The organism is Spirillospora sp. NPDC048911, assembly GCF_043198015.1.
GTDB lineage: Bacteria > Actinomycetota > Actinomycetes > Streptosporangiales > Streptosporangiaceae > Spirillospora.
Genome location: NZ_JBICUD010000005.1, coordinates 639,960 through 660,741, shown reverse-complemented (window position 1 = coordinate 660,741; position 20,782 = coordinate 639,960). Strand labels below are relative to the sequence as shown.

Here is a 20,782-nt window from a genome sequence, read left to right as displayed (position 1 = left end):
GCCTCGCGACTCCCTGGAGTGGACATGAAACATTGGTCCTATAACGATCCCCATCGATTCCACAAGGAGTCGTTCGACAGGTTCAAGGATCAGTGGGCACGAGACGACTGGGAACGTCGCCAGGCGGGCGGGGTCCGGCAGGTACTGGTCGTGGTGCTGCTGGTCGTGGGCCTCCTGCTGGTCGCCCGCCACCAGGGCTACTCGCCCGCCGGGCTGTGGGCGCGCGTCGAGCTCTGGCTGAACGGATGACCGGACGCGCCGGGCTTAGGGGGTGAGGCGCGCGAGCGCGTCCTCGCGAGCCAGCTCGGTGCCCTCGCGGAAGGCCTTCTCGTACGCGTCGTCGCCGAGCCGCTCACGCACGGCCGCCACGATCCGCGCGAGGTCGGGGTCGCCGCGGTCGACGGCGCCGCGTATCCGGACCGCGGTGCCGAGCAGTGTCGCCGCTCGCTCCGGCTCGTCCTCCGCAAGAGCGAGCTCCGCCAGGACGTGGGCGGCCGTGGCCAGGCTCGGCATGTCGGCCGAACGGACGGTCCGCTCGATCGCGTCGCGCAGGTGGTCGCGAGCCCCGTCCAGGCCGCCCCGCCTGATCTCGACGCCGGCGAGAGCGGCCAGGATGGACGGCGCCAAGCCCTCCGTCGAGACGTCGCGCATCGCGATGGCGAGGGCCTCCTCGTAGCGGCTCCGCGCCGCGTCGGGGTCGGTCGCCAGCTTGCCGAGACCGTAGGTGACCCACGCGACGGCGGTCGGGCTGCCAGTGCGTTCGGCCAGCCTGAGCGCGCGAGTGAATTCGGTGAGCGCGCCCTCGCGGTCGCCCGCGCGGAACAGCTCGTGGCCGATCTGGCCGACGAGCTCGGGAACGTTGTCGACGGTGCCGAGCGCCTCCAGACGCGCGAGCGCCTCGCGGTAGCTCGCGGCGGCACGCGCGGGATCGCCGTCGAGCGAGTGCAGCGGACCCAGGGCCTGGGAGCTCAGGAACAATCCCCAGCGGTCACCGAGCCGTTCGAACGTGGCGTGCGCGGCCGTCAGATCCTCGCGCGCCGCCGTGGCGTCGCCGTGGCCGTCGCTCACGAGACGGCGGAACATCCGCGCCGTCGCCCGGCTCCACGGGTCGCCCTCCGCCGCGCGGCCGCCAGCTCGATCGCCAGCGGCATGCCGTCCAGGTTCCGGCAGATCTCGACCACGGCGGCCACATTGCCGGCAGTCACCTCGAAGCCCGGACGCACGCCGGCCGCCCGATCCACGAAGAGCCGCACCGCCGGAAAGGTGATCGCCTCAGCCGCGGACACGCCGGGATCCGGCAGGCCGAGCGGCGGGATCGCGTACCGCCGTTCACCCGCGACCCCGAGCGGCTCCCGGCTGGTGGCGAGGATCCGCAGGCCGGGGCAGCCCGCCAGCAGCCGCGCGGCGACCTCGGCCGCCGCATCGATGATCTGCTCGCAGTTGTCGAGCACCAGCAGCCCGTGCCGATGCCGGAGCGCCTCCACCAGCGCGTCGAGCCCCTGCTCCCGCACCCCGAGCGCCACCAGGAGGGTCTGGACGAGATCCATCGAGCCCACGACGGGCTCCAGCTCGACGAACCAGTCCGCCTCGCATTCGAGGGCCAGCCGGGTCTTGCCCACGCCCCCGGAACCGACGATGGTCACCAGCCGGCCCTCGTCGAGCAGCCCCCGCACGGCACGAAGCTCGCTCTCTCGCCCGACGAACGTTGTCAACGGCGCGATGCCGGGCGCACGCCTTTCCGGCGTCAACTCAGGTGCCTGCTGGAGCACAGCGACATGAATATCGGCCAACTCCGCGGACGGATCAATGCCCAGCTCGTCCTCAAGAGCACCCCGAACGCGCTCGTAGACGGCCAACGCGTCCGACTGGCGCCCGGTCGCGTAGAGCACCTTCATCAGCTGGCCCTGCAGCCGTTCCCGCAACGGATGCGCCGCCGCGGGCCGCTCGACGTCGCCCACGATCTCCGCGTGCCGCCCTCGCGCCAGCTCCGCCTCGATCCGGTCCTCGTTCGCGAGCACCCGAAGATCTTCGAGCCGAGCCGACCCGGCCCCCGCGAACGGCGCGTCCCCCAGACCGGTCAGAGCGGCCCCACGCCAGAGCCCCTCCGCGTCCCGCAGCACACGTGCCGCCAGCTCGAAATCCCCGGCGTCCAGACCACGGCGCCCCGCCTTGGCCAGCCGTTCGAACTCCAGCGCATCGACATCCCGGGCCACCAGCCGGTACCCGCCGGGCTCCGACCGGACGGCGTCGCTCCCCAGCACCCCGCGCAACCGCGAGACGAGCCGCTGCAAGGCGTTCAACGCTCCCCGCGGCGGCTCCTCGCCCCACAGATCGTCGATGAGCAGCTCAGCGGACACGGGATGGCCGGCGTCCAGCGCGAGCCGCGCCACCAGCGCCCGCACCCGGTCCCCGCCCACGTCGACGGGCCCGTCATCGCCGATGACTTCGAGTGGCCCCAGAACCCTGATCCGCACGCCGCCAGTGTCCCAGTCTCTTCCGCTGGGCGAGCGACGGTCTTATGGGGCTTTGAGGGTGTTCAGGAAGTTGGTAAGGAGGGCTTTCTGGCGGGCGGGCGAGAAGCGGCCGGGGTCGAAGAGGGCCTGGATGACGATGCCGTGGGTGAAGGCGGCGACCGTCGCGGTGACCTCGTCGATGTCGGTGCCGGGCGGGAGGTCGCCGTCGTTGACGGCGGCTTCCACGTGAGGGCGGAGGCGGCTGCGCCAGCCCTCGTAGCGGTTCTTCTCGCGGGCGCCCAGTTCGGGGTCGGCCAGGGAGCCGTCCCAGGAGCTCACCCAGACGCGGTTCATCGCCGCGTCCTCGGGGGTGAGGGGGAGGACGTTCTGCAGGGCGGTGTGGAGGCCGTCCAGGCCGGGTTTCTGTGGAAGCTCCTGGGGGCGGGTGGCGGTGCGTTCGTCGGCCACGTCGAGGGCGTAGGCGATCAGGGCCTTCTTGCTGGGGAAATAGTGCGTCAGCAGGCCGGTGGAGGCGTTCATCTCGGCGGCCACGGCGCGCAGGGTCAGGCCGCCGAAGCCGCGTGCGGCCAGGACGCGCCAGACGGCCTCGGACACGTCGCGGCGGCGGGCATCGTGATCTCCGCGTGCGGGCATGCGGCTATAGTACGTAACGAACGTTTGGTATGCATCTTGGAGGGTCACATGCTCGGTCATGTCCTGGCGGAGAACGCCGTGCTCAGGGCGCTGGAGCCCTGGCAGGCGGAGGAGTTCGCCGCGCATGTCGACGTGGTGCGCGACGACCTGTTGCCGTGGATCCCGTTCGCCCGGATGGTGGTGGACGTCGACTCCGCGCGGAGCTTCCTGCAGGGCTATGCCGACCGGCAGGCCGCCGACGGGGGCCGGATCTACGGCATCTGGGTGGACGGCGTGCTGGCGGGCGGCGTGCTCTTCCGCGTCTTCAACGCGGAGATCGGGGTGTGCGAGGTCGGGGTCTGGCTGGGCGCCGGGGCCCGTGGCCGGGGGCTGGTCACCATGGCGGTGCGGCACATGGTCGACTGGGCGATGAACGTGCGCGGCATGGCGCGGGTTGAGTGGCGGTGCGATCCGGAGAACGCCAACAGCCGGGCCGCGGCCAAGCGCCTCGGCTTCACGCACGAGGCGACCCTGCGCAGCACCTGGATCATCGAGGGCGAACGGCATGACGAGGAGATCTGGGCGCTGGTGAAGGACTAGCGGCCCGGGAGGCCGTTCAGGAGGCCGCTGCGCGGACGGCGAAGGTCAGCATGAGGTGCAGATGGTCGGCCATCGCGCGGCCGAAGGCGGGGTCGTTGACGTCGGTGTCCATCTCGATGATCTCGACGGGGGAGCCCGCCAGCCCCTCGCGGACGGCGTCGAACAGGACGGCGTCGAGGTCGGGGTCGTGGTACGGGCCGCCCGGGGCGCCGAGCGTGGAGAGCCCGCGGAGCGGGATGAACAGGGCCGTCGGGGCGGTGGCGGGACGGAGCTTGGCGGCGACCAGATGGCCGAGCCGGGAACACTCGTCGGCGTTGGTCCGCATGACCGTGACCGACGGGTTGTGGACGTGAACGTGGCGGTGCCGGAACCGTTCGGGCACCTCCGGGCCGAACTTGACCATGTCGAGGGCCCCCAGGCTGACCACCTGGGGAATGCCGAGGCGGCCGGCGGTCTCCAGGCGGTCCGGGCCTGACACGCCGACGCCGCCGACGAGCGCGTTCGACAGTTCCAGCAGGGTCGTGTCGAGGACTGCGGTGAGCATGCCGCCCGCGATCATGGCTTCGAGGGAGCGGCCGCCGGAGCCGGTGGTGTGGAAGACCAGGACCTCGTACCCGAGCACGCTCAGCAGCTCGCGCGCCGCGTTCACGCCGGGTGTGGTGACGCCCGCCATCGTCGCGCCGATGACGGGGCGGTCGCCGGGCGGCGCGGGCGTCCCGGCGGCGAACCCCGTGGCCATCCCGGCGATCGCGTCGGCCGCGTTGGCGAGGACGCGCACCGAGATCCGGTTGATGCCGGCGATGTCGACGACGCTGTACATCATCGTGAGGTCCGTCCCGCCGATGTACGGGGAGACGTCGCCCGAGGTCATGCTGGAGACCATCAGCTTGGGCACGCCGACCGGGAGCGCCCGCATCGCGCTCGTGGCGATCACGGAGTTGCCGCTGCCGCCGACCGAGAGCACCCCGTGCACGCGTCCCTCCCGGTGCAGCCGCGTCACCACCTGGGCGGCGCCGCGCGCCATCGCCGTCACCGCGACGCCGCGGTCGCCCTGGGCGCGGAGGGCGGCCAGGGTGGTGCCGGCGGCGCGGGCGACCTCGTCGCGCGACACGTCGGGGGGAGCACACGGCGGGTCGAGGACCCCGGTGTCGACGAGTATCACCTCCATCCCCAGACCGGTCAGCCGTTCTCGCAACCATTCATATTCAAGTCCTTTGGTATCCAACGTCCCGATGAGAATCACAAAAGGCATATTTTGACTGTTTGCGCGCTTTCTTCGGTGAACAATCTCCGGCGGCGCCCCATTTTTCTGACGCGACGGGATTAAGGGCTAACCCGGACAGAAAGGTGTGACGCCCGCGGGGTTCCGCGAACCCGGCGACGATCGCGCCCTCCGGGCTCCAGTAGGGTCATGCGTGACCATGAATTTACTCCTTACTCCCGGAGCCCCCCTTGCAGGTCGAGCACGTGATCATGCTTCTGCTGGCCGCCACCGCCGCCGGCTGGGTGGACGCGGTCGTCGGCGGCGGCGGACTGATCCAGCTCCCCGCCCTGCTGGTCCTCAATCCCGGCCAGCCGGTGGCCGCCCTCGCCACCAACAAGCTGGCCTCGATCGCGGGCACTTCGTCGGCGGCCGTCGCATATCTGCGCAAGGCCAAGCCCGACCTGCCCGTCGCGGTTCCGGCGGGCGTCATCGCGGCCTGCTCGTCGGCCGTCGGCGCCTTGTGCGCGTCGGCGATCTCTTCGGACGTCCTCAAGCCGGTCATCATGGTCGTGCTGCTGACGGTGGCGGCCCTGGTGGTGCTCAAGCCCAACCTGGGCCGGGTGCCCAAGCTGGTGCTGCGGACCCGGCGGCGACTGGCCGCGGCCATCTTGATCCCGGGCCTGGCGATCGCCTTCTATGACGGCCTGGTCGGGCCGGGCACCGGAACGTTCCTGGTGCTGGCCTTCACCACCCTGCTCGGCACCGACTTCGTCAACGCCTCCGCCAACGCCAAGATCATCAACACCGGCACCAATCTGGGCGCACTGATCGTCTTCTCGATCCAGGGCGAGGTGCTGTGGGCGATCGGCCTGGCCATGGCGGCCTGCAACATCGTCGGTGCCCAGGTCGGCGCCCGGATGGCCATCAACAAGGGCGCGGGCTTCGTGCGCGTCGTCCTGCTCTGCGTCGTGTCCGCTCTCGTGATCAAGCTCGGCTACGAGCAGTTCGCCTGACCCCCGCCCGCGGCCCCCGGTCAGGACGGGTTGGGGATCGGCAGGGGACGTTCGAGAGCGCTCAGGCTGAGGATCACGGTGGCGGCCGTCCAGCCCAGCGGCGCTACGCCGGCCGGCTTGCCGTCCTCGTCGACCTTCTCGGGGAGGACGCCCAGCGAGGTGCGGTGCGCGGCGAGCCAGTCCAGCCGCGCCAGCGCCTCGTCCTTGCGGCCCGACGCGGCCGAGGCGAGCGTGAACATGCCCATCTCGGGCGTCCACGCGACCTTCTTGTCACCGGCCCAGCGTTCGCCCGGCAGCACCCCGCCGTTCGAGAGCTCCTGCCGGTCGAAGGCGTTGCGCACCGCCGCGCTCACACCCGGGTCGACCGGCGCGAACGGCGGCGCGAGGAACGTCACCGACGTGTCCATCCGGCCGCCCGCGATCGGCGAGCGCGGGTAGCCGTGCGGTGTGAACTGCCGCGCGACCGCGTCCGACAGCCGGTGCGTGGCCCGCTGCCAGCGGGCGGCCTGCTGCGTCCTGCCCAGGTCGCGGGCCAGCGCGGCGGCCGAACGCAGCCCGGCCAGCACGGGCGCGACGACCCCGAGGGTCGGGCGGCGGGGGTCCTGTTCCGAGGCGTGGTCGCGTTCCCAGTAGTCGGACGAGGGCGGCGGGAGCCCCTCGACGTCCAGCGAGCGGGCGAGCCGGTCGGCGGCGCGCGAGACCATCGGCCAGAACTCGGGCAGGTCGGTGGTGGCCGTGGGGCTCTGCGTCCGGAAGAACCAGCTCGCCCACAGCACCCAGCCGAGCGAGTCGAGCTGCGGCGGCCGGCCGTCGACGACCGCGCTGCCGTCGGGGTTGTAGCGCGCCGCCCACAGGCCGTTCTCGTTCTGCACCCTGGCCAGGAAGCGCAGCACCCGCCGAGCCTCGGCCTGGTGCCCGGTCACGGCGAACGCGGCGACCGCGAAGGCCGAGTCGCGCGGCCAGGAGTAGCGCCACTTGTCGTACCAGGACGCCAGCGAGGCGCCGTTGGGCCGGGTCAGCAGCCGCAGGTCGAGCAGCGCCCGGGCCGCCATCTCCCGGTAGACCGCGCGCGTGTCAGGGCTGATCGATCCGGCCGCTTCCGGCCGCGCCACCGCCGCGCCGGAGCCGGTCACGCCGGGGCTCGGCGGGGCGGAGCCGGTCGGGGCGGCATTGGGCAGCAGGCCGTCGCCGGGCAGCGGCGCGTTCGCGCCGGGCACCGTGCCCCGCGCGAGCCAGGCCTTGTCGGAACGGACCGCCGCGGCCACCCGCGGGTCGGACGCGTCGACGGTGATCGGGGTGTCGGAGCCGAAGGGGATCAACCGGACCCGCCCGTCGGCCAGCCGGACCACCGAACTGTCAGGGAGGTAGGCGGCGCCGTAGGCGTCCACCGGGCTCAGCGGCTCGCCGGCGAACGGCCAGCCACCGCCGCCGACCAGGCCAGGGCTGGCCCAGTCGGGCCCGGACGGGCCGCGCAGGGTGGCGCCGCAGGTGGCCGTGAGCGAGGCGACGAGGAGCAGCGCGGCGGCCCGCCGGACCCTGCGCCAGCCCCCGCCCCGCTTGATCGAACCGGATGTGCCGCGCCGGCCCGGCACGCCCCGTCCGGCCTTCGCGGGCTCCCCCCGGTCGTCGGCTCCCACGAGCCGCCCCCGGTCAATGGTCACCGGCCTATCTCCCCCTTGACACCCCGCATTAATGCAAGGTGGAGGATTAGTACACCAAACGCCGCCAAGTGGTTCATCCTCCTCAGGGTCCAAACGCGGCATCCTCCTCAGGAGCCATACCCCGCCACAACGGCAGGAAGCTGGAGGTAAGCCCAGGTTGGCCTTCGCCGGAAGAGGGGTAGAGGCCGCGGGAATGGCGGTGAACGGACCCGGCGGCATGACCATGGACACTGGTTGACTAGGCTGCATCGACGGAGCGGACCGCAGAGTGGCGGCCGCGCGGAGGACGACCCCGTGCGATCCCCACTCCCGCGGTCTTTGGCTGTCGATCCGTATAAAGGACGCCCTCGTGGACCTGTTCGAACATCAGGCGAAGGAACTCTTCGCCGAGTACGGGGTACCGGTGCCCACCGGCAAGGTCGCCCATACTCCCCAGGAAGCCCGGACATACGCGGAGGAGCTCTTCGCAGCGGGCAGCAAGAAGGTCGTGGTCAAGGCCCAGGTGAAGACCGGGGGCCGCGGCAAGGCCGGCGGTGTGAAGCTCGCCGACGACGCCGACGAGGCGGAAACGCTCGCCGGCCAGATCCTCGGCATGGACATCAAGGGCCACACGGTCCACAAGGTCCTGATCGAGGAGGGCTCCGCCATCGCGCAGGAGTTCTACTTCTCGTTCCTGCTCGACCGCGCCAACCGCACGTTCCTGTCGATCTGCACCGTCGAAGGCGGCGTCGAGATCGAGGACGTGCCGCACGACAAGCTGGCGCTGATCCCGATCTCGCCGCTGGACGGCGTGGACAAGGCCAAGGCCCGCGAGATCGCCGAGCGGGGCCGCCTCCCCGAGGCCGCGCTGGCCGGCGCCACCGAGATCATCGAGCGGCTGTGGGCGGTCTTCACCGACGAGGACGCCACCCTCGTCGAGGTCAACCCGCTGATCCTGACCGCCGACGGCGAGGTCAAGGCCCTCGACGGCAAGGTCTCCCTGGACGACAACGCCTCGTTCCGCCAGGAGCACGACAAGCTGGAGGACAAGGCCTCCGCCGACCCGCTGGAGGCGGCGGCCAAGGCCAAGGACCTCAACTACGTGAAGCTCGACGGCAGCGTCGGCATCATCGGCAACGGCGCGGGCCTGGTCATGTCCACCCTCGACGTCGTGTCGTACGCCGGTGAGGAGTTCGGCGGGCAGAAGCCGGCCAACTTCCTCGACATCGGCGGCGGCGCCTCGGCCGAGGTCATGGCCAACAGCCTGGAGATCGTGCTCTCCGACGCCGACGTCAAGTCGGTCTTCGTGAACGTCTTCGGCGGCATCACCGCCTGTGACGCGGTCGCCAACGGCATCGTGTCCGCCTACAAACTGCTCGGCGAGCGCGGCGAGACCGTCAACCGCCCGCTGGTGGTCCGCCTGGACGGCAACAACGCCGAGCTCGGGCGCCAGATCCTGCAGGACGCGGCGCTGCCGGGTGTCGAGCAGGTCGAGACGATGGACGACGCGGCCAAGCGCGCCGCCGAACTCGCTGCGGCAGGTGCATGAGCAATGGCCATCTGGCTTACTGAGAACAGCAAGATCATCGTTCAGGGCATCACCGGCTCGGAGGGCATGAAGCACTCCCGCCGCATGCTCGCCTCCGGCGCCTCCGTCGTCGGCGGCGTCAACGCCCGCAAGGCCGGCCAGACCGTCGACTTCGACGGCAAGGAGCTCACGGTGTACGGCACCGTGGCCGAGGCCATGGCCGAGACCGGCGCCGACGTCTCCGTCGTCTTCGTGCCGCCGAAGTTCACCAAGGACGCCGTGGTCGAGGCGATCGACGCCGAGATCCCGCTGTGCGTGGTGATCACCGAGGGCATCCCGGTGCACGACACCGCCTACTTCTGGGCGTACGCCGAGTCCAAGGGCAACAAGACCCGGATCATCGGGCCCAACTGCCCCGGCATCGCCTCCCCGGGCGCCTCCAACGCGGGCATCATCCCGGCCGACATCACCACGCCCGGCCGCATCGGCCTGGTCTCCAAGTCGGGCACGCTGACGTACCAGATGATGTACGAGCTGCGCGACTTCGGCTTCTCGACCTGCGTGGGCATCGGCGGTGACCCGATCATCGGCACCACCCACATCGACGCCCTCAAGGCGTTCCAGGACGACCCGGACACCGACGCGATCGTGATGATCGGTGAGATCGGCGGCGACGCCGAGGAGCGCGCGGCCGCCTTCATCGAGCAGAACGTGACCAAGCCGGTCGTCGGCTACGTCGCCGGGTTCACCGCTCCCGAGGGCAAGACGATGGGCCACGCCGGCGCGATCGTGTCGGGCTCCGCCGGCACCGCGCAGGCCAAGAAGGAAGCCCTGGAGAAGGTCGGCGTCCGTGTCGGCAAGACGCCGAGCGAGACCGCCCGGCTGATGCACGACATCATGAAGAACCTCTGATCCAGGGCCCGCGCCCGACCACGGATCGACGAAAAGACGCCCGAGCCGCCCCACGCGGCCCGGGCGTCTTTCGCGTTCCGGTCGCCGCGATGGAAACGTTTCCACCACCCCATGGCCTGTTCCGGACGTGACCTGGGTCTGGGCGGCAAAGCGAGGGTCGTTCATATTTCGCGACATGGAACCAGGCGGCACGACCCCTCGAAACGCACCCCCGCACGGCGCGGCCTCGGGCGGCGCGGCCTTGGGCGGCGCGGCCTTGGGCGGCGCGGCCTTGGGCGGCGCGGCCTCGGGCGGCCTGGGGGCGGGTGGCGCGCTGGCGTGGTGGAGGAGGGGTGGCGTTGTCGCGGTTTTGGCGGTTGTGGCGCTTCTTGTGGGGGTGCTGCCCGCGTTCGGGCATGCGGAGCGGCCGGTGCGGTTCCCGGCAGGGAACGGCACGGTGCCCGTCTATCGCGCCCCGGGGGCGGGGCCACGGCTGGTGGTCTGCAAGCCCGGGTCCGGCACGGTCATTAAGCGCTACAGCGGCGCGCTGCGCCGGTTCAACGAGCAGTTGCTGAAGGAGTGCGCGTTCGAGCATGTGCAGGCGGCCGTGAACGCGGTCACGAAGCGCGGCACGACGATCTATGTGCTGCCGGGCACCTACCGGGAGGAGCCCAGCCGGGCCCAGCCGACCGGTGCGTGCGCGGAGCTGGCCACGCAGCACCTGCTGTCGTACGCGCAGCAGTACGCGTGCCCCAATCTCCAGAACCTCATTGCGGTTTTCGGTGATGTGACGCCGGGCGACGACGACTACGCGTGCGACGGGCCGCGCTGCGACCTCCAGATGGAGGGGACGGGGCGGACGATGACGGACGTCGTCATCGAGGGCGGCTTCAAGGCCGACGGGACGTGGGCCAAGCTCAACGGCATCCGCGCCGACCGGGCCGACGGCTTCTACCTGCGCAACATCACCACCCAGCTCTTCGAGTTCAACGGGGTGTACGTGATCGAGCAGGACGGCTTCGTCATCGACCGCGCGCTGGCCCGCTGGAACGACGAGTACGGCTTCCTCACGTTCGCCACCGACCACGGTCTCTACACCGACTGCGAGGCTTACGGCAGCGGCGACGCCGGGCTCTATCCGGGATCGGCGTCACCCCTGAACGGCAAGCGGCATTCCGTGGAGATCCGGCGCTGCGACTCCCATCACAACACCTTGGGCTACTCGGGCACGGCGGGCGACTCGGTCTTCGCCCACGACAACCGCTTCCATCACAATTCGGCCGGGGTGTCCATGGACAGCGCGTTCCCCGGCCATCCGGGCCTGCCGCAGAACCACGCCACGTTCCGGAACAACCTGATCTACAGCAACAACGTGAACTATTACGGCAACATCTGGGACGGCATCTGCAAGAAGCCGCCGCGCGACCGCGGCCACGAGCGCGGCGTCGTCTGCCCGGCCCCGCCCGTACCGGTCGGCACGGGCCTGCTCCTCGGTGGCGGCAACGACAACACCTACGAGCGCAACCGCCTGTACGACAACTGGCGGCACGGCTTCAAGCAGATCTGGGTGCCGGCCCCGTTGCGCGGCGAGAACGACCCGGCGAAGTTCCGCGACACCTCGCACCGCAACCGCTACGTGGGCAACGTCTTCGGTATCGCTCCCGGCGGCCGGAAAGCACCCAACGGCCAGGACGTGTGGTGGGACGAGGAGGGGGAGGGCAACTGCTGGCAGGCCAATACCTCGTCGTACGGCCGCGTCCGTTCCGACCCGGTTCACCTGCCCACATGCGACAAGCCCTCAGGCGGCTCGCTGTTCTCCTGGCTCGGGCAGCCCTTCAAGGTCCTGGCAGGCCTGCCGTGCTCGCAGTACGGACGCGACGACCCCCGGCCCATCGGCTGTGACTGGTTCGACACCCCGCGCCGCCCATGAGCCGCGCCCGCTCCTGATCGTCCACGCCGGGAGCCCTTGATCGTCCACGACAAAGGCGACACGCCGGACGAGCGGGGGCGCGCGGCGCCGCCAGGCTGTCAGCATTGACGCCGTGAGCGATGTGAGCCCTCCGCGGCGAGTGAGACCGGAACGACCGGAGCCGCCCCGGGCCGCCGCGCCGAGGGCCGCCGACCGGGGCGGGACACCGCCGGGCAGGGGGAGCGCCGCCCGGGGGAACGCCGCCCGGGGCGGCGCCGATCGGGGGAGCGTCGACCGGGGCGGCGCCGCCCCGGCACCGCAGGCCGCCGGCGGGCTCGCGGGCGGCATGGCCCGCCCGCTGTACGTGACGGGCCTGGTGGGCGCGCTGTGGAGCATCGGCATCGGGCTCGCGGTGCTCACGACGATCACGCTCATCGGCTGGATCGGCGCGCCGCGCACCGCGCTGGGCCCCGGGCTTCCCGGGGTCTTCCGCACGGCGGTCAACTTCTGGCTCGTGTCCCACCACGCCGGGTTCTCGGCGCACCACGGCCCGGTCGGGCTGCTCCCGCTCGGCCTGATCGTCCTCCCGGGGGCGCTGCTCTACCGCAGCGGCGGCTGGATGGTCCGCGCCGTCGGCATGAACTCCGCCCGCCGCCAGCGCGTCGGCGTCGTCCACGTGGCGGTCGCGCTGGCGGTGCCCTACGCGGCCCTCGCCGGGCTGCTGGCCCTCGCCGCCGCCTCCACGGCCGTCAAGGCGTCCGTCTGGCAGGCGCTCGTCGCGTGCTTCCTGACGGCCGTCCTGGCCGGGGGGATGGGCGCGGCACGGGCCGTGGTGGCGCAGGGCTCGGCCGACGATCCCGACGCGCGGGTCCGGTCGGGGCTGGGAGCGCTGCTGCGGCTCCTGCCGGACCGGCCGCGCTCCCTGGTGATCGGCGTCACCGGCTCGATGGCCGTGCTCCTCGCCTCCGGCGCGGTCCTCGTCGGCATCTCGCTGACCGTGCACCTGTCCGAGGCCGCCCGGCTCCACGACATGCTGGCGCCGGGGATCATCGGCAGCGTGCTGCTGCTCGTGGTCGAGCTGGTCTACCTGCCGAACGCGGTGATCTGGGGGATGGCGTACGCGATCGGCCCCGGCTTCTCTGTCGGCGCGAGCACGACCGTGTCGCCGACGGGGGTCTTCCTCGACATCGTGCCCACGTTCCCGCCCCTCGCGGCCCTGCCCGAGCCCGGCCCGGCGCCCGCGCTGTCGCTGTTCGCGCTGGCCGCCCCGTTCATCGCGGGTGCCGTCGGCGGCGTGCTGACCGTCCGCAACATGCCGAGCCCGGTGTACGAGGCGGCGCCGCTCTGGGGATTCGTCTCCGGGGCGCTGACCGGCGCCGTGGCCGCCCTGCTGGCCGCGCTGTCGGGCGGCCCGCTGGGCGGCGGGCGGATGGCCACCATGGGGCCGTCCGCCTGGCAGGTCGGGCTGCTGGCCGCGCTGGAGGTGGGCATCTCCGCGGCCATCGCCGCCTGGATCGCCAACTGGATGTTCCTGCGGCGGCCGGTCGCGAAGACGGCCCCCCGCAAGCGGAACAAGCGCCGGTGGCGCCGTACCGCCTCACCCGCGCCCGCCTCGGCGACCGCCAAGGCGGGCACCAAGGCACCCGCCAAGACGGCCGCGAAGGCCGCTGTGCAGGCCCCCGCTGCGCCGCCCCCGGCGGCCGAGCCGCCGGCCTCACCGCCTCGGAAGCCTGCTCCGTTCGGGCCCGATCCGCTGGAGTTCGAAGAGGCCGAGCCGGTGCTGGCGCCCCGCAAACCGGCCAGGGCCAGGACGCGGCCCGCCGACCCGCTGCCCGATCTCGCCGAAGAGACCGGGGACCTCGCCCCCGCGGAGCCGGAGCCGGAGCCCGACCCTGTGACGGACACCCGATGGGCCTCCGAACGCGAGGTCGTCGTCGCCGAGACCCACGTCCCGCCCGACCCCGCTCCGGCCGACGAGCAGCGGCCGGTCCCGCAGCCCCGTGACCGGGACGACCCGGGACGCACCGAGAACCGCGGTGGAGCGATCTACGTGCTCAGGGACGAGCCGGACCAGGACTGAGGACCGGACCCACGCCGGACCATCCGAAGCGGACCGTCAGAAGAGGTCGCCGTACTTCGACATGCTGCCCGCGGGGAGGTTCAGCTTGTCCTCGATCTTCGGGTAGAACTCGTCCCGGCAGGCCTTCTCGTCCGTGCTGGTGTTGGCCTTGCCCACGCAGGTCTGGTAGCCGCTCAGCTCCGGCCACAAGAACACCGTCAGCACCAGCGAGAACGCCGAGAACGCCAGCGCGACCGAGCCCAGCACCACGCCCGCGACCGCACCCGGCGCGACGCCGTGCTGGCGGCGGGCGCTCCGGCGCGCCTTGACGCCGACCCACAGGGCGGCGGCGCCGAGGACCAGCCCGACCGGGAAGAAGAACAGGGTGATCACGAGGGCGCCGGCGCCGAGCCAGAGAGCCCGCCAGCCCAGGCGTTCGACCGGGCGCGGCCCCGGGCCCTGACCCGGGGTGCGCCAGGAGGGGAGCCGGCCACCGCCGCGTTCGGGGAGATCGGGGCGACCCGGGGTCTCCTCGCGCTTGGAGAGGTCTGGGCGTCCGGCATCGCCTGGAGCGTCGCCGCGCTCCGGCAGGTCCGGGCGACCGGGGATCTCGTCGCGGTCGGAGAGGCCGGGACGGCCGGGCGTGCCGACCCCGCCCTCGCCCTGACCGGGCTGCTCGCTCACGTTCGTCCTCCTGGCCCTTCTGAACTCTGGCGTCTGATCGGTGGTGTCCGATGGTCAGTGGTGTCTGACCTGTGGCGTCGAACAAGGGGCGCCGGCGTGCGGCCGGTAGGCTTCGGGTGTCCCTGCCAACCCCAACGTCCACCAGGGAGTCATGGTGTCCGCCCGGCTCGTCGTCCTCGTCTCCGGCGCGGGGACCAACCTACAGGCGCTGCTCGACGCGTGTTCGGACCCAGCCTACGGGGCGCGTGTGGTGGCCGTGGGCGCGGATCGCGCGCGGATCGGCGGCCTGGAGCGGGCCGCCGCCGCGGGTCTGCCCACCTTCACCGCCCGCATCCCCGATTTCGAGAGCCGGGACGCGTGGGACGCGGCGCTGGCCGACGCGGTCGCCGCCCACGAGCCCGACCTGGTGATCTCCGCCGGTTTCATGAAGATCCTCGGCAAGCGGTTCCTGGAGCGGTTCGGCGGCCGGATCGTCAACACCCACCCGGCGCTGCTGCCGTCGTTCCCGGGTGCCCACGCCGTACGGGACGCCCTGGCGTACGGCGTGAAGGTGACGGGCTGTACCGTGCACTTCGTCGACGAAGGAGTGGACACCGGACCCGTCATCGCCCAGGAGACCGTTCCCGTGGGCTGGCACGACGACGAAGACTCCCTGCACGAGCGCATCAAGCAGGTGGAGCGCCGGCTTCTGGTCGACGTCGTCGGACGGCTGGCCCGCGACGGCTGGACCACGCGGGGCAGGCGGGTCTCCATGAAGTGCCGGACCTGTGGACCGGCCGACCAGGCCGAACCGACCGATGAGGCTGGACCGACCGATGAGGGGAGCTCGACCGGTGAGTCGGGTCGCGAATAATTCTGGGGGGACGACCCCCCAGGGCCCCCCGGGGCAAGCGCCGATCAAGCGTGCGCTGATCAGCGTCTATGACAAGACGGGGCTGGCGGAGCTGGCCCGGGGCCTGCACCGGGCCGGCGTCGAGATCGTGTCCACCGGCTCCACGGCGGCGCGGATCGCCGCCGCCGGGGTGCCGGTGATGAAGGTAGAGAAGCTCACCGGGTTCCCCGAGTGCCTGGACGGCCGCGTCAAGACCCTGCACCCCAAGGTGCACGCGGGCCTGCTCGCCGACCGGCGCAAGGACGACCACGTCCAGCAGCTCGAAGACCTGTCGGTCGAGCCGTTCGACCTGGCGGTGGTCAACCTCTACCCGTTCGCCGACACCGTCGCCTCCGGCGCCAAGCCGGACGAGTGCGTCGAGCAGATCGACATCGGCGGGCCGACGATGATCCGCGCCGCCGCCAAGAACCACGCCAGCGTCGCGGTGGTCGTCGACCCCGCCACGTACGGCACGGTCCTCGCCGCCGTCGAGGCGGGCGGCTTCACGATCGAGGAGCGCCGCCGCCTGGCCGCCGCCGCGTTCTCCCACACCGCCTCCTACGACGTGGCCGTGGCCTCCTGGTTCGCCAACGTCTACGCGCCCGACGAGGTCGGCGCCGAGGCGCGCTGGCCCGACTTCCTCGGCGCCACCTGGCAGCGCAAGGCCGTGCTGCGGTACGGGGAGAACCCGCACCAGCGCGCCGCGCTCTTCACCGCCGGCGACGGCCCCGCCGGGCTCGCCGGTGCCGAGCAGCTGCACGGCAAGGAGATGTCCTACAACAACTACGTCGACTCGGACGCCGCCCGGCGCGCCGCGTACGACTTCGACGAGCCCGCCGTCGCGATCATCAAGCACGCCAACCCGTGCGGCATCGCGGTCGGCGCCGACGTCGCCGAGGCGCACCGCAAGGCGCACGAGTGCGACCCGGTGTCGGCGTTCGGCGGCGTGATCGCGGTCAACCGGCCGGTGACGGCGGCGATGGCCGCCCAGGTCGCCGAGGTCTTCACCGAGGTCGTGGTGGCCCCGGGCTTCGAGCCCGAGGCGCTGGAGATCCTCACCCGGAAGAAGAACATCCGCCTGCTGGTGTGCCCGGACGCCCCGGCCAACCCGGCCGAGTTCCGCCGGATCGACGGCGGCGTGCTCGTCCAGACCGTCGACCGCGTCGACGCCGCCGGCGACGACCCGGCCGGCTGGGAGCTCAAGGCCGGCGACGCGGCCGACGAGGCGACGCTGCGCGACCTCGCGTTCGCCTGGAAGGCCTGCCGCGCGGTCAAGTCCAACGCCATCCTGCTCGCCGCCGGCGGCGCCACGACCGGCGTCGGCATGGGCCAGGTCAACCGGGTCGACTCGGCCCGGCTGGCGGTGACCCGCGCGGGTGCCGAGCGCGCGGCCGCCTCGGTGGGCGCCTCCGACGCCTTCTTCCCGTTCCCCGACGGCCTCGAGGTGCTGACGGAGGCGGGGGTCCGGGCCATCGTCGAGCCGGGCGGCTCGGTCAACGACGAGAAGGTCGTCGAGGCCGCGCAGAAGGCCGGGATCACCCTGTACTTCACGGGCGTCCGGCACTTCTTCCACTGACCCGCCGGTCCCCCTCGTCCCCGCTGTACCGGAACGGCCGCGAGAACGATCTCGCGGCCGTTTCGCGCCTTGTGGGGAGTTTTACGTTTAGGCGTTGGTAGCCTCGGGAATCGTCGCGCCTTTACGCCCTCATGACTTCGGCGCGCCCAAGCGCTGAAGGAGGCGTGATGGACTTCCTGGCCACCCTCATCCTGGGGAACGTCGTGCAGACGGCGTCCCTGCTGATGGAGTCCCGTGAGCTGATCGGCCTCGTCGCCGCCTTCCTCGCCGCCATGCTGGCCGCCCAGCTCGGCTGGCACGGCACCGACCGCCTGATCGCCTGGCGGGGCCGCACCGACCAGGACTGACGGGGTCAGTCCCGCAGCCGCGCCGCCAGCGCCGCCCGGGCGGCGGGCCACTCAGAGTCGATCATCGAGTAGACGGCGGTGTCGCGCATCGTCCCGTCCGGCCTGATCCGGTGATTGCGGTGGACGCCCTCGTACGTGGCGCCCAAGCGCTCGATCGCCCGCCGCGAGCGTTCGTTCCGGCTGTCGGTGTGCCAGCCCACGCGCAGCGCGCCGAGACCCTCGAACGCGCGCTCCAGCAGGAGCAGCTTCGCCTCGGTGTTGATACCGGTGCGCTGCCACCGCGCGCCGAGCCAGGTGGAGCCGATGCAGATCCCCCGGTGCTCGAGGTCGAGGTCGTAGTACGACGTCGTGCCCGCGACCTCGCCCGTCGCGGCGTCGAGCTGGACAAAAGGCACCTGGACGCGCCGCTCGTACGCCGCCAGCTTCGCCTCGACGATCTCCTGCATCTCACCGGCGTTCTCGGGCTGCCGCCGGCTGAGCCAGGTCCAGACGCCCGGGTCTTTCCCCGCCGCGAACAGGCCCTCGGCATGCTCGGCGGAGAGGGGCTCCAGCCGTACATAACGGCCGGTCAAGGCCGGCCGGTCGAACCACGCATCGGTCATGGCCACACGCTAGGGCCGGATATGGAGTGCCCGAAATAGCCACTCTGGCGCGATTCCGGGAAACCTCTCGGCCGCTACCATGGGGCCCAACGCGACTGGCGCAGTCAAGGTGGATTCGACCACCGGGGAGCGAAGGATTGCCCGCACACCGCGCGCCTGGGTGTACGGGCCCCTGAGCGCACGGAGGAACCAATGACGGCACAGCTCCTGGACGGTAAAGCGGCGGCCGCGGAGATCCGCGCCGACCTCAAGGTCCGTGTCGAGGCGCTGCGCGATCGCGGCGTATCCGTCGGCCTCGGCACCGTGCTCGTCGGCGACGACCCCGGCAGCCACGCCTACGTCAACATGAAGCACCGTGACTGCGCCGAGGTCGGCATCGAGAGCATCCGCCGCGACCTGCCCGCCGACGCCTCCCAGGAGGACGTCGAGCGCGCCGTCGCCGAGCTCAACGCCGACCCCGCCTGCACGGGCTACATCGTCCAGCTCCCGCTGCCCAAGGGCCTGAACGAGCAGCGCGTGCTGGAGATGATCGACCCCGCCAAGGACGCCGACGGCCTCCAGCCCGTCAACCTCGGGCGCCTCGTCCTGATGGAGGAGGCGCCGCTGCCCTGCACGCCCAAGGGCATCGTCGCCCTCCTGCGCCGCTTCGAGGTGCCGCTGCGCGGGGCCGAGGTCACGGTGATCGGCCGTGGCATCACCGTCGGCCGCCCGCTGGGGCTCCTGCTGACCCGCCGCAGCGAGAACGCGACCGTGACCCTCTGCCACACCGGCACCCGCGACCTGGCCGCCCATGTGCGCGACGCCGACATCGTCGTGGCCGCCGCCGGCGTCCCCGGCCTCATCACCGGCGACATGATCAAGCCCGGCGCCGCCGTCCTGGACGTCGGCGTCTCCCGCGTCGACGGCAAGCTCGCCGGCGACGTGGCCGAGTCGGTCCGTGACGTGGCCGCCTGGGTGGCCCCCAACCCCGGCGGCGTGGGCCCCATGACCCGCGCGATGCTCCTGGCCAACGTGGTCGAAGCCGCGGAAGCCACCCCCCACGCCTGACCAAGCCGCGCCTGACGAACGCGCCGTCCAGCGAACGCGGCGGTCTTGCGAACGCTGGTCTTGTGAACGCGGGGGCTAGGGGAGTGGGCGGGGGGCGAGTGCGAAGGGTCTGGGAAAGGGGTCGCCCGCCGTGATCAGGGGGCCGGGGTGGACCCGGCCACATGATCACGGCGGGCGGTTCTGCGGCCGTCCCCTGGGTTTGCGCTGCCGTGGGGACGGCCGCAGCTCATCTCAGCTTGCCCTGCGGCCGGCGGTCGTGCTCGTGGTGGCCGGTCCGCGCGGGCCCGCTGCGTGCCCTGCGTGGTTGGCGCCCGGCGGAGCCGCGCGCCGGACCCCCCCAGGTCCCTGGCCGTCCATGGGGGGCCGGTTCTGCTGGGGGACGTGCACCGGGGGCAGTGGCCGGACGAGGCCCATCGCGATGACCTCGTTGGCCAGCCGGGTACGCCGGTTGGCGCCCTCGGGGATGCGGAACTTCTGGTAGAGCCGCAGCAGGTGCTGCTTGACCGCGGCCTCGGTCACGACCAGGTCGCCGGCGATCTCCCGCGCGGTGGCGGGGGCGACGAAGGCCTCGTCCGAGAGGGCGGGCCGGCAGAGCGAGGTCAGCACGTCGACCTCGCGGCGGGTGAGTTCGGGTGCCACGGCTCGCCGCAGCTCGACGTCGGGATCGACCTCCTCGCGGGGGATTCCCCCCATCCGGCAGCGCGCCGTGCCGAAGCTCACGACGTCACCGTCCTCCAGTACGCGGCGGGCGATCGGCCGGCCGTTGACGCGGGTTCCGTTCCGTGACAGACCCATGTCGACCACGTATACGTACGGGCCGCGCCGAACGATCTCTGCGTGCAATCGGGACACACTCGGGTCGTCGAGACGAATGTCCACTCCTCGTCCTCGCCCGACCGTCGTGACGTCGGGGCGCAACGGCATCACCAGCCCGCTGTCCTCGATCCGCATGAACGGCCCCTCCACGGCAGTCCTCCCAGCTAGTTAGCGACCCCTGTCTGCCGGGTTACCCGGGCGCGTCACCGTCACACCCTCCTACTGGCGAGTAGGGACTGTGGCACAAGGCTTTTCGTGTCCATCCACACGTATCGGGCCCCACGTGTATCAGCTCCGCCGTGAGTGGTTCCCGCGAGGGACCTGCCGGACGTCAGAAATGTCCGGACCCGGCGCCCCGAAAACGGGCCCATCATCGGCCCGGTCGTGAGGGCCCTCCGTTGCGGCTAACGTGAGATCCGACGGAACGTTCGCCCGACCGCGGATCGAGGCCCATGAGCACGGAGCTGCACCGGCGCCGGCGCAAAGCACCCAAGCGGCGCGGCGCCGCGCCGCGCTGGCTCGCCCAGTTGCCCTACGCGATCGTGCTCTGCGGCGTGGCGGGCGGCCTGATCCTCTGCTCGCTCAACTACTTCCGGCGCGGATCCCTGCTGGTCGCGGCGGCCTTGCTGGTCGCCGCGCTGGCAAGGGTGATACTCCCGGTTTCCCAGGTCGGCCTGCTCGCGGTGCGCAGCCGGTTCATCGACGTCTGCACGCTGCTGCTGCTAGGGGAGATGGTCGCGTTCATCGCGCTCAGCGTGCCGCCGACGAACACGACGGGAATGGCGGTGGTCGGCGTCTTCGGTCTGTTGATCGCCCTCGCCCTGGTCGTCAGCGTCGTCAGGGTGCTCCTGGTGAGACGCCCCGGCCGAAGCGGCGGCGAATGACCCGGGTCGTACCTAACTGACAAGT

The 20,782-nt window shown here is 71.9% G+C and carries 20 protein-coding genes and 1 riboswitch; of the genes, 12 read left to right on the top strand and 8 right to left on the bottom strand.

Annotated elements, in window-relative coordinates; all coding sequences use genetic code 11:
- Positions 1-24 precede the first annotated feature (24 nt).
- Positions 25-249 carry a hypothetical protein gene (locus tag ACGFNU_RS25835; protein WP_392597504.1) on the top strand — a complete coding sequence of 75 codons (225 nt, stop codon included), beginning with the start codon at positions 25-27 and terminating at the stop codon, positions 247-249.
- Positions 250-264: 15 nt separating this feature from the next.
- Here ACGFNU_RS25835 and ACGFNU_RS25830 read toward each other — a convergent pair whose 3' ends face one another.
- Genes ACGFNU_RS25830 through ACGFNU_RS25820 form a run of 3 tightly spaced genes read right to left on the bottom strand, consistent with a single transcriptional unit; the run spans position 265 to position 3,107 of the window.
- Positions 265-1,068 (bottom strand): tetratricopeptide repeat protein, encoded by an 804-nt coding sequence (locus ACGFNU_RS25830; protein ID WP_392597502.1) that lies wholly within the window; start codon positions 1,066-1,068, stop codon positions 265-267.
- Positions 1,065-2,474 (bottom strand): BTAD domain-containing putative transcriptional regulator, encoded by a 1,410-nt coding sequence (locus ACGFNU_RS25825; RefSeq protein WP_392597501.1) that lies wholly within the window; start codon positions 2,472-2,474, stop codon positions 1,065-1,067. Before ACGFNU_RS25825 ends, ACGFNU_RS25830 begins: the two co-directional genes overlap by 4 nt.
- Positions 2,475-2,516: 42 nt before the next feature.
- Positions 2,517-3,107 carry a TetR/AcrR family transcriptional regulator gene (locus tag ACGFNU_RS25820; protein ID WP_392597499.1) on the bottom strand — a complete coding sequence of 197 codons (591 nt, stop codon included), beginning with the start codon at positions 3,105-3,107 and terminating at the stop codon, positions 2,517-2,519.
- A 48-nt stretch (positions 3,108-3,155) separates the two neighbouring features.
- Between ACGFNU_RS25820 and ACGFNU_RS25815 the strand changes: the two genes are divergently transcribed.
- The gene (locus tag ACGFNU_RS25815) at positions 3,156-3,686 is read left to right on the top strand and encodes a GNAT family N-acetyltransferase (RefSeq protein WP_392597497.1); all 531 of its coding nucleotides are present in this window, start codon (positions 3,156-3,158) and stop codon (positions 3,684-3,686) included.
- Between the two features lie 16 nt (positions 3,687-3,702).
- Here the strand turns inward: ACGFNU_RS25815 and ACGFNU_RS25810 are convergent, their stop codons facing one another.
- Positions 3,703-4,938: a Tm-1-like ATP-binding domain-containing protein gene (locus tag ACGFNU_RS25810; protein WP_392597496.1), complete on the bottom strand. Its 1,236-nt coding sequence runs from the start codon at positions 4,936-4,938 to the stop codon at positions 3,703-3,705.
- Between the two features lie 200 nt (positions 4,939-5,138).
- Here ACGFNU_RS25810 and ACGFNU_RS25805 point away from each other — a divergent pair, with 200 nt between their 5' ends.
- Complete coding sequence (locus tag ACGFNU_RS25805) at positions 5,139-5,903, top strand: TSUP family transporter (RefSeq protein WP_392597495.1); 765 nt, start codon at positions 5,139-5,141, stop codon at positions 5,901-5,903.
- A gap of 20 nt (positions 5,904-5,923) precedes the next feature.
- Here the strand turns inward: ACGFNU_RS25805 and ACGFNU_RS25800 are convergent, their stop codons facing one another.
- Complete coding sequence (locus tag ACGFNU_RS25800) at positions 5,924-7,564, bottom strand: glycoside hydrolase family 15 protein (protein WP_392597493.1); 1,641 nt, start codon at positions 7,562-7,564, stop codon at positions 5,924-5,926.
- A 349-nt stretch (positions 7,565-7,913) separates the two neighbouring features.
- On the opposite strand from ACGFNU_RS25800, the gene sucC reads away from it, so the two are divergent.
- From sucC to ACGFNU_RS25780, 4 genes are all read left to right on the top strand, one after another.
- Positions 7,914-9,092 (top strand): ADP-forming succinate--CoA ligase subunit beta, encoded by a 1,179-nt coding sequence (sucC, locus tag ACGFNU_RS25795; RefSeq protein WP_392597492.1) that lies wholly within the window; start codon positions 7,914-7,916, stop codon positions 9,090-9,092.
- A gap of 3 nt (positions 9,093-9,095) precedes the next feature.
- A complete protein-coding gene (sucD, locus tag ACGFNU_RS25790; protein ID WP_392597490.1) occupies positions 9,096-9,983 on the top strand; it encodes a succinate--CoA ligase subunit alpha in 888 nt (295 codons plus the stop codon).
- Between the two features lie 358 nt (positions 9,984-10,341).
- Positions 10,342-11,892, top strand: coding sequence for a right-handed parallel beta-helix repeat-containing protein (locus ACGFNU_RS25785; RefSeq protein ID WP_392597489.1), 1,551 nt, complete (start codon positions 10,342-10,344; stop codon positions 11,890-11,892).
- A 112-nt stretch (positions 11,893-12,004) separates the two neighbouring features.
- Positions 12,005-13,951: a DUF6350 family protein gene (locus ACGFNU_RS25780; protein WP_392597488.1), complete on the top strand. Its 1,947-nt coding sequence runs from the start codon at positions 12,005-12,007 to the stop codon at positions 13,949-13,951.
- A 36-nt stretch (positions 13,952-13,987) separates the two neighbouring features.
- Here the strand turns inward: ACGFNU_RS25780 and ACGFNU_RS25775 are convergent, their stop codons facing one another.
- Complete coding sequence (locus tag ACGFNU_RS25775) at positions 13,988-14,614, bottom strand: DUF4190 domain-containing protein (protein WP_392597487.1); 627 nt, start codon at positions 14,612-14,614, stop codon at positions 13,988-13,990.
- Positions 14,615-14,765: 151 nt separating this feature from the next.
- Here ACGFNU_RS25775 and purN point away from each other — a divergent pair, with 151 nt between their 5' ends.
- From purN to ACGFNU_RS25760, 3 genes are all read left to right on the top strand, one after another.
- Positions 14,766-15,467 (top strand): phosphoribosylglycinamide formyltransferase, encoded by a 702-nt coding sequence (gene purN, locus ACGFNU_RS25770; RefSeq protein WP_392597485.1) that lies wholly within the window; start codon positions 14,766-14,768, stop codon positions 15,465-15,467.
- Between the two features lie 43 nt (positions 15,468-15,510).
- Positions 15,511-17,061: a bifunctional phosphoribosylaminoimidazolecarboxamide formyltransferase/IMP cyclohydrolase gene (purH, locus tag ACGFNU_RS25765; protein WP_392597760.1), complete on the top strand. Its 1,551-nt coding sequence runs from the start codon at positions 15,511-15,513 to the stop codon at positions 17,059-17,061.
- Between the two features lie 167 nt (positions 17,062-17,228).
- Positions 17,229-17,408 (top strand): hypothetical protein, encoded by a 180-nt coding sequence (locus tag ACGFNU_RS25760; protein ID WP_392597484.1) that lies wholly within the window; start codon positions 17,229-17,231, stop codon positions 17,406-17,408.
- A 5-nt stretch (positions 17,409-17,413) separates the two neighbouring features.
- On the opposite strand, the gene ACGFNU_RS25755 is transcribed toward ACGFNU_RS25760, so the two are convergent.
- The gene (locus ACGFNU_RS25755) at positions 17,414-18,010 is read right to left on the bottom strand and encodes a GNAT family N-acetyltransferase (RefSeq protein WP_392597483.1); all 597 of its coding nucleotides are present in this window, start codon (positions 18,008-18,010) and stop codon (positions 17,414-17,416) included.
- An 81-nt stretch (positions 18,011-18,091) separates the two neighbouring features.
- Positions 18,092-18,179, top strand: a riboswitch (ZMP/ZTP riboswitch).
- Between the two features lie 23 nt (positions 18,180-18,202).
- Between ACGFNU_RS25755 and ACGFNU_RS25750 the strand changes: the two genes are divergently transcribed.
- Complete coding sequence (locus tag ACGFNU_RS25750; protein WP_392597482.1) at positions 18,203-19,057, top strand: bifunctional methylenetetrahydrofolate dehydrogenase/methenyltetrahydrofolate cyclohydrolase; 855 nt, start codon at positions 18,203-18,205, stop codon at positions 19,055-19,057.
- A gap of 231 nt (positions 19,058-19,288) precedes the next feature.
- On the opposite strand, the gene ACGFNU_RS25745 is transcribed toward ACGFNU_RS25750, so the two are convergent.
- A complete protein-coding gene (locus tag ACGFNU_RS25745) occupies positions 19,289-20,023 on the bottom strand; it encodes an FHA domain-containing protein (protein WP_392597481.1) in 735 nt (244 codons plus the stop codon).
- A gap of 302 nt (positions 20,024-20,325) precedes the next feature.
- Here ACGFNU_RS25745 and ACGFNU_RS25740 point away from each other — a divergent pair, with 302 nt between their 5' ends.
- Positions 20,326-20,757, top strand: coding sequence for a DUF3017 domain-containing protein (locus ACGFNU_RS25740; protein ID WP_392597479.1), 432 nt, complete (start codon positions 20,326-20,328; stop codon positions 20,755-20,757).
- Positions 20,758-20,782 lie beyond the last annotated feature (25 nt).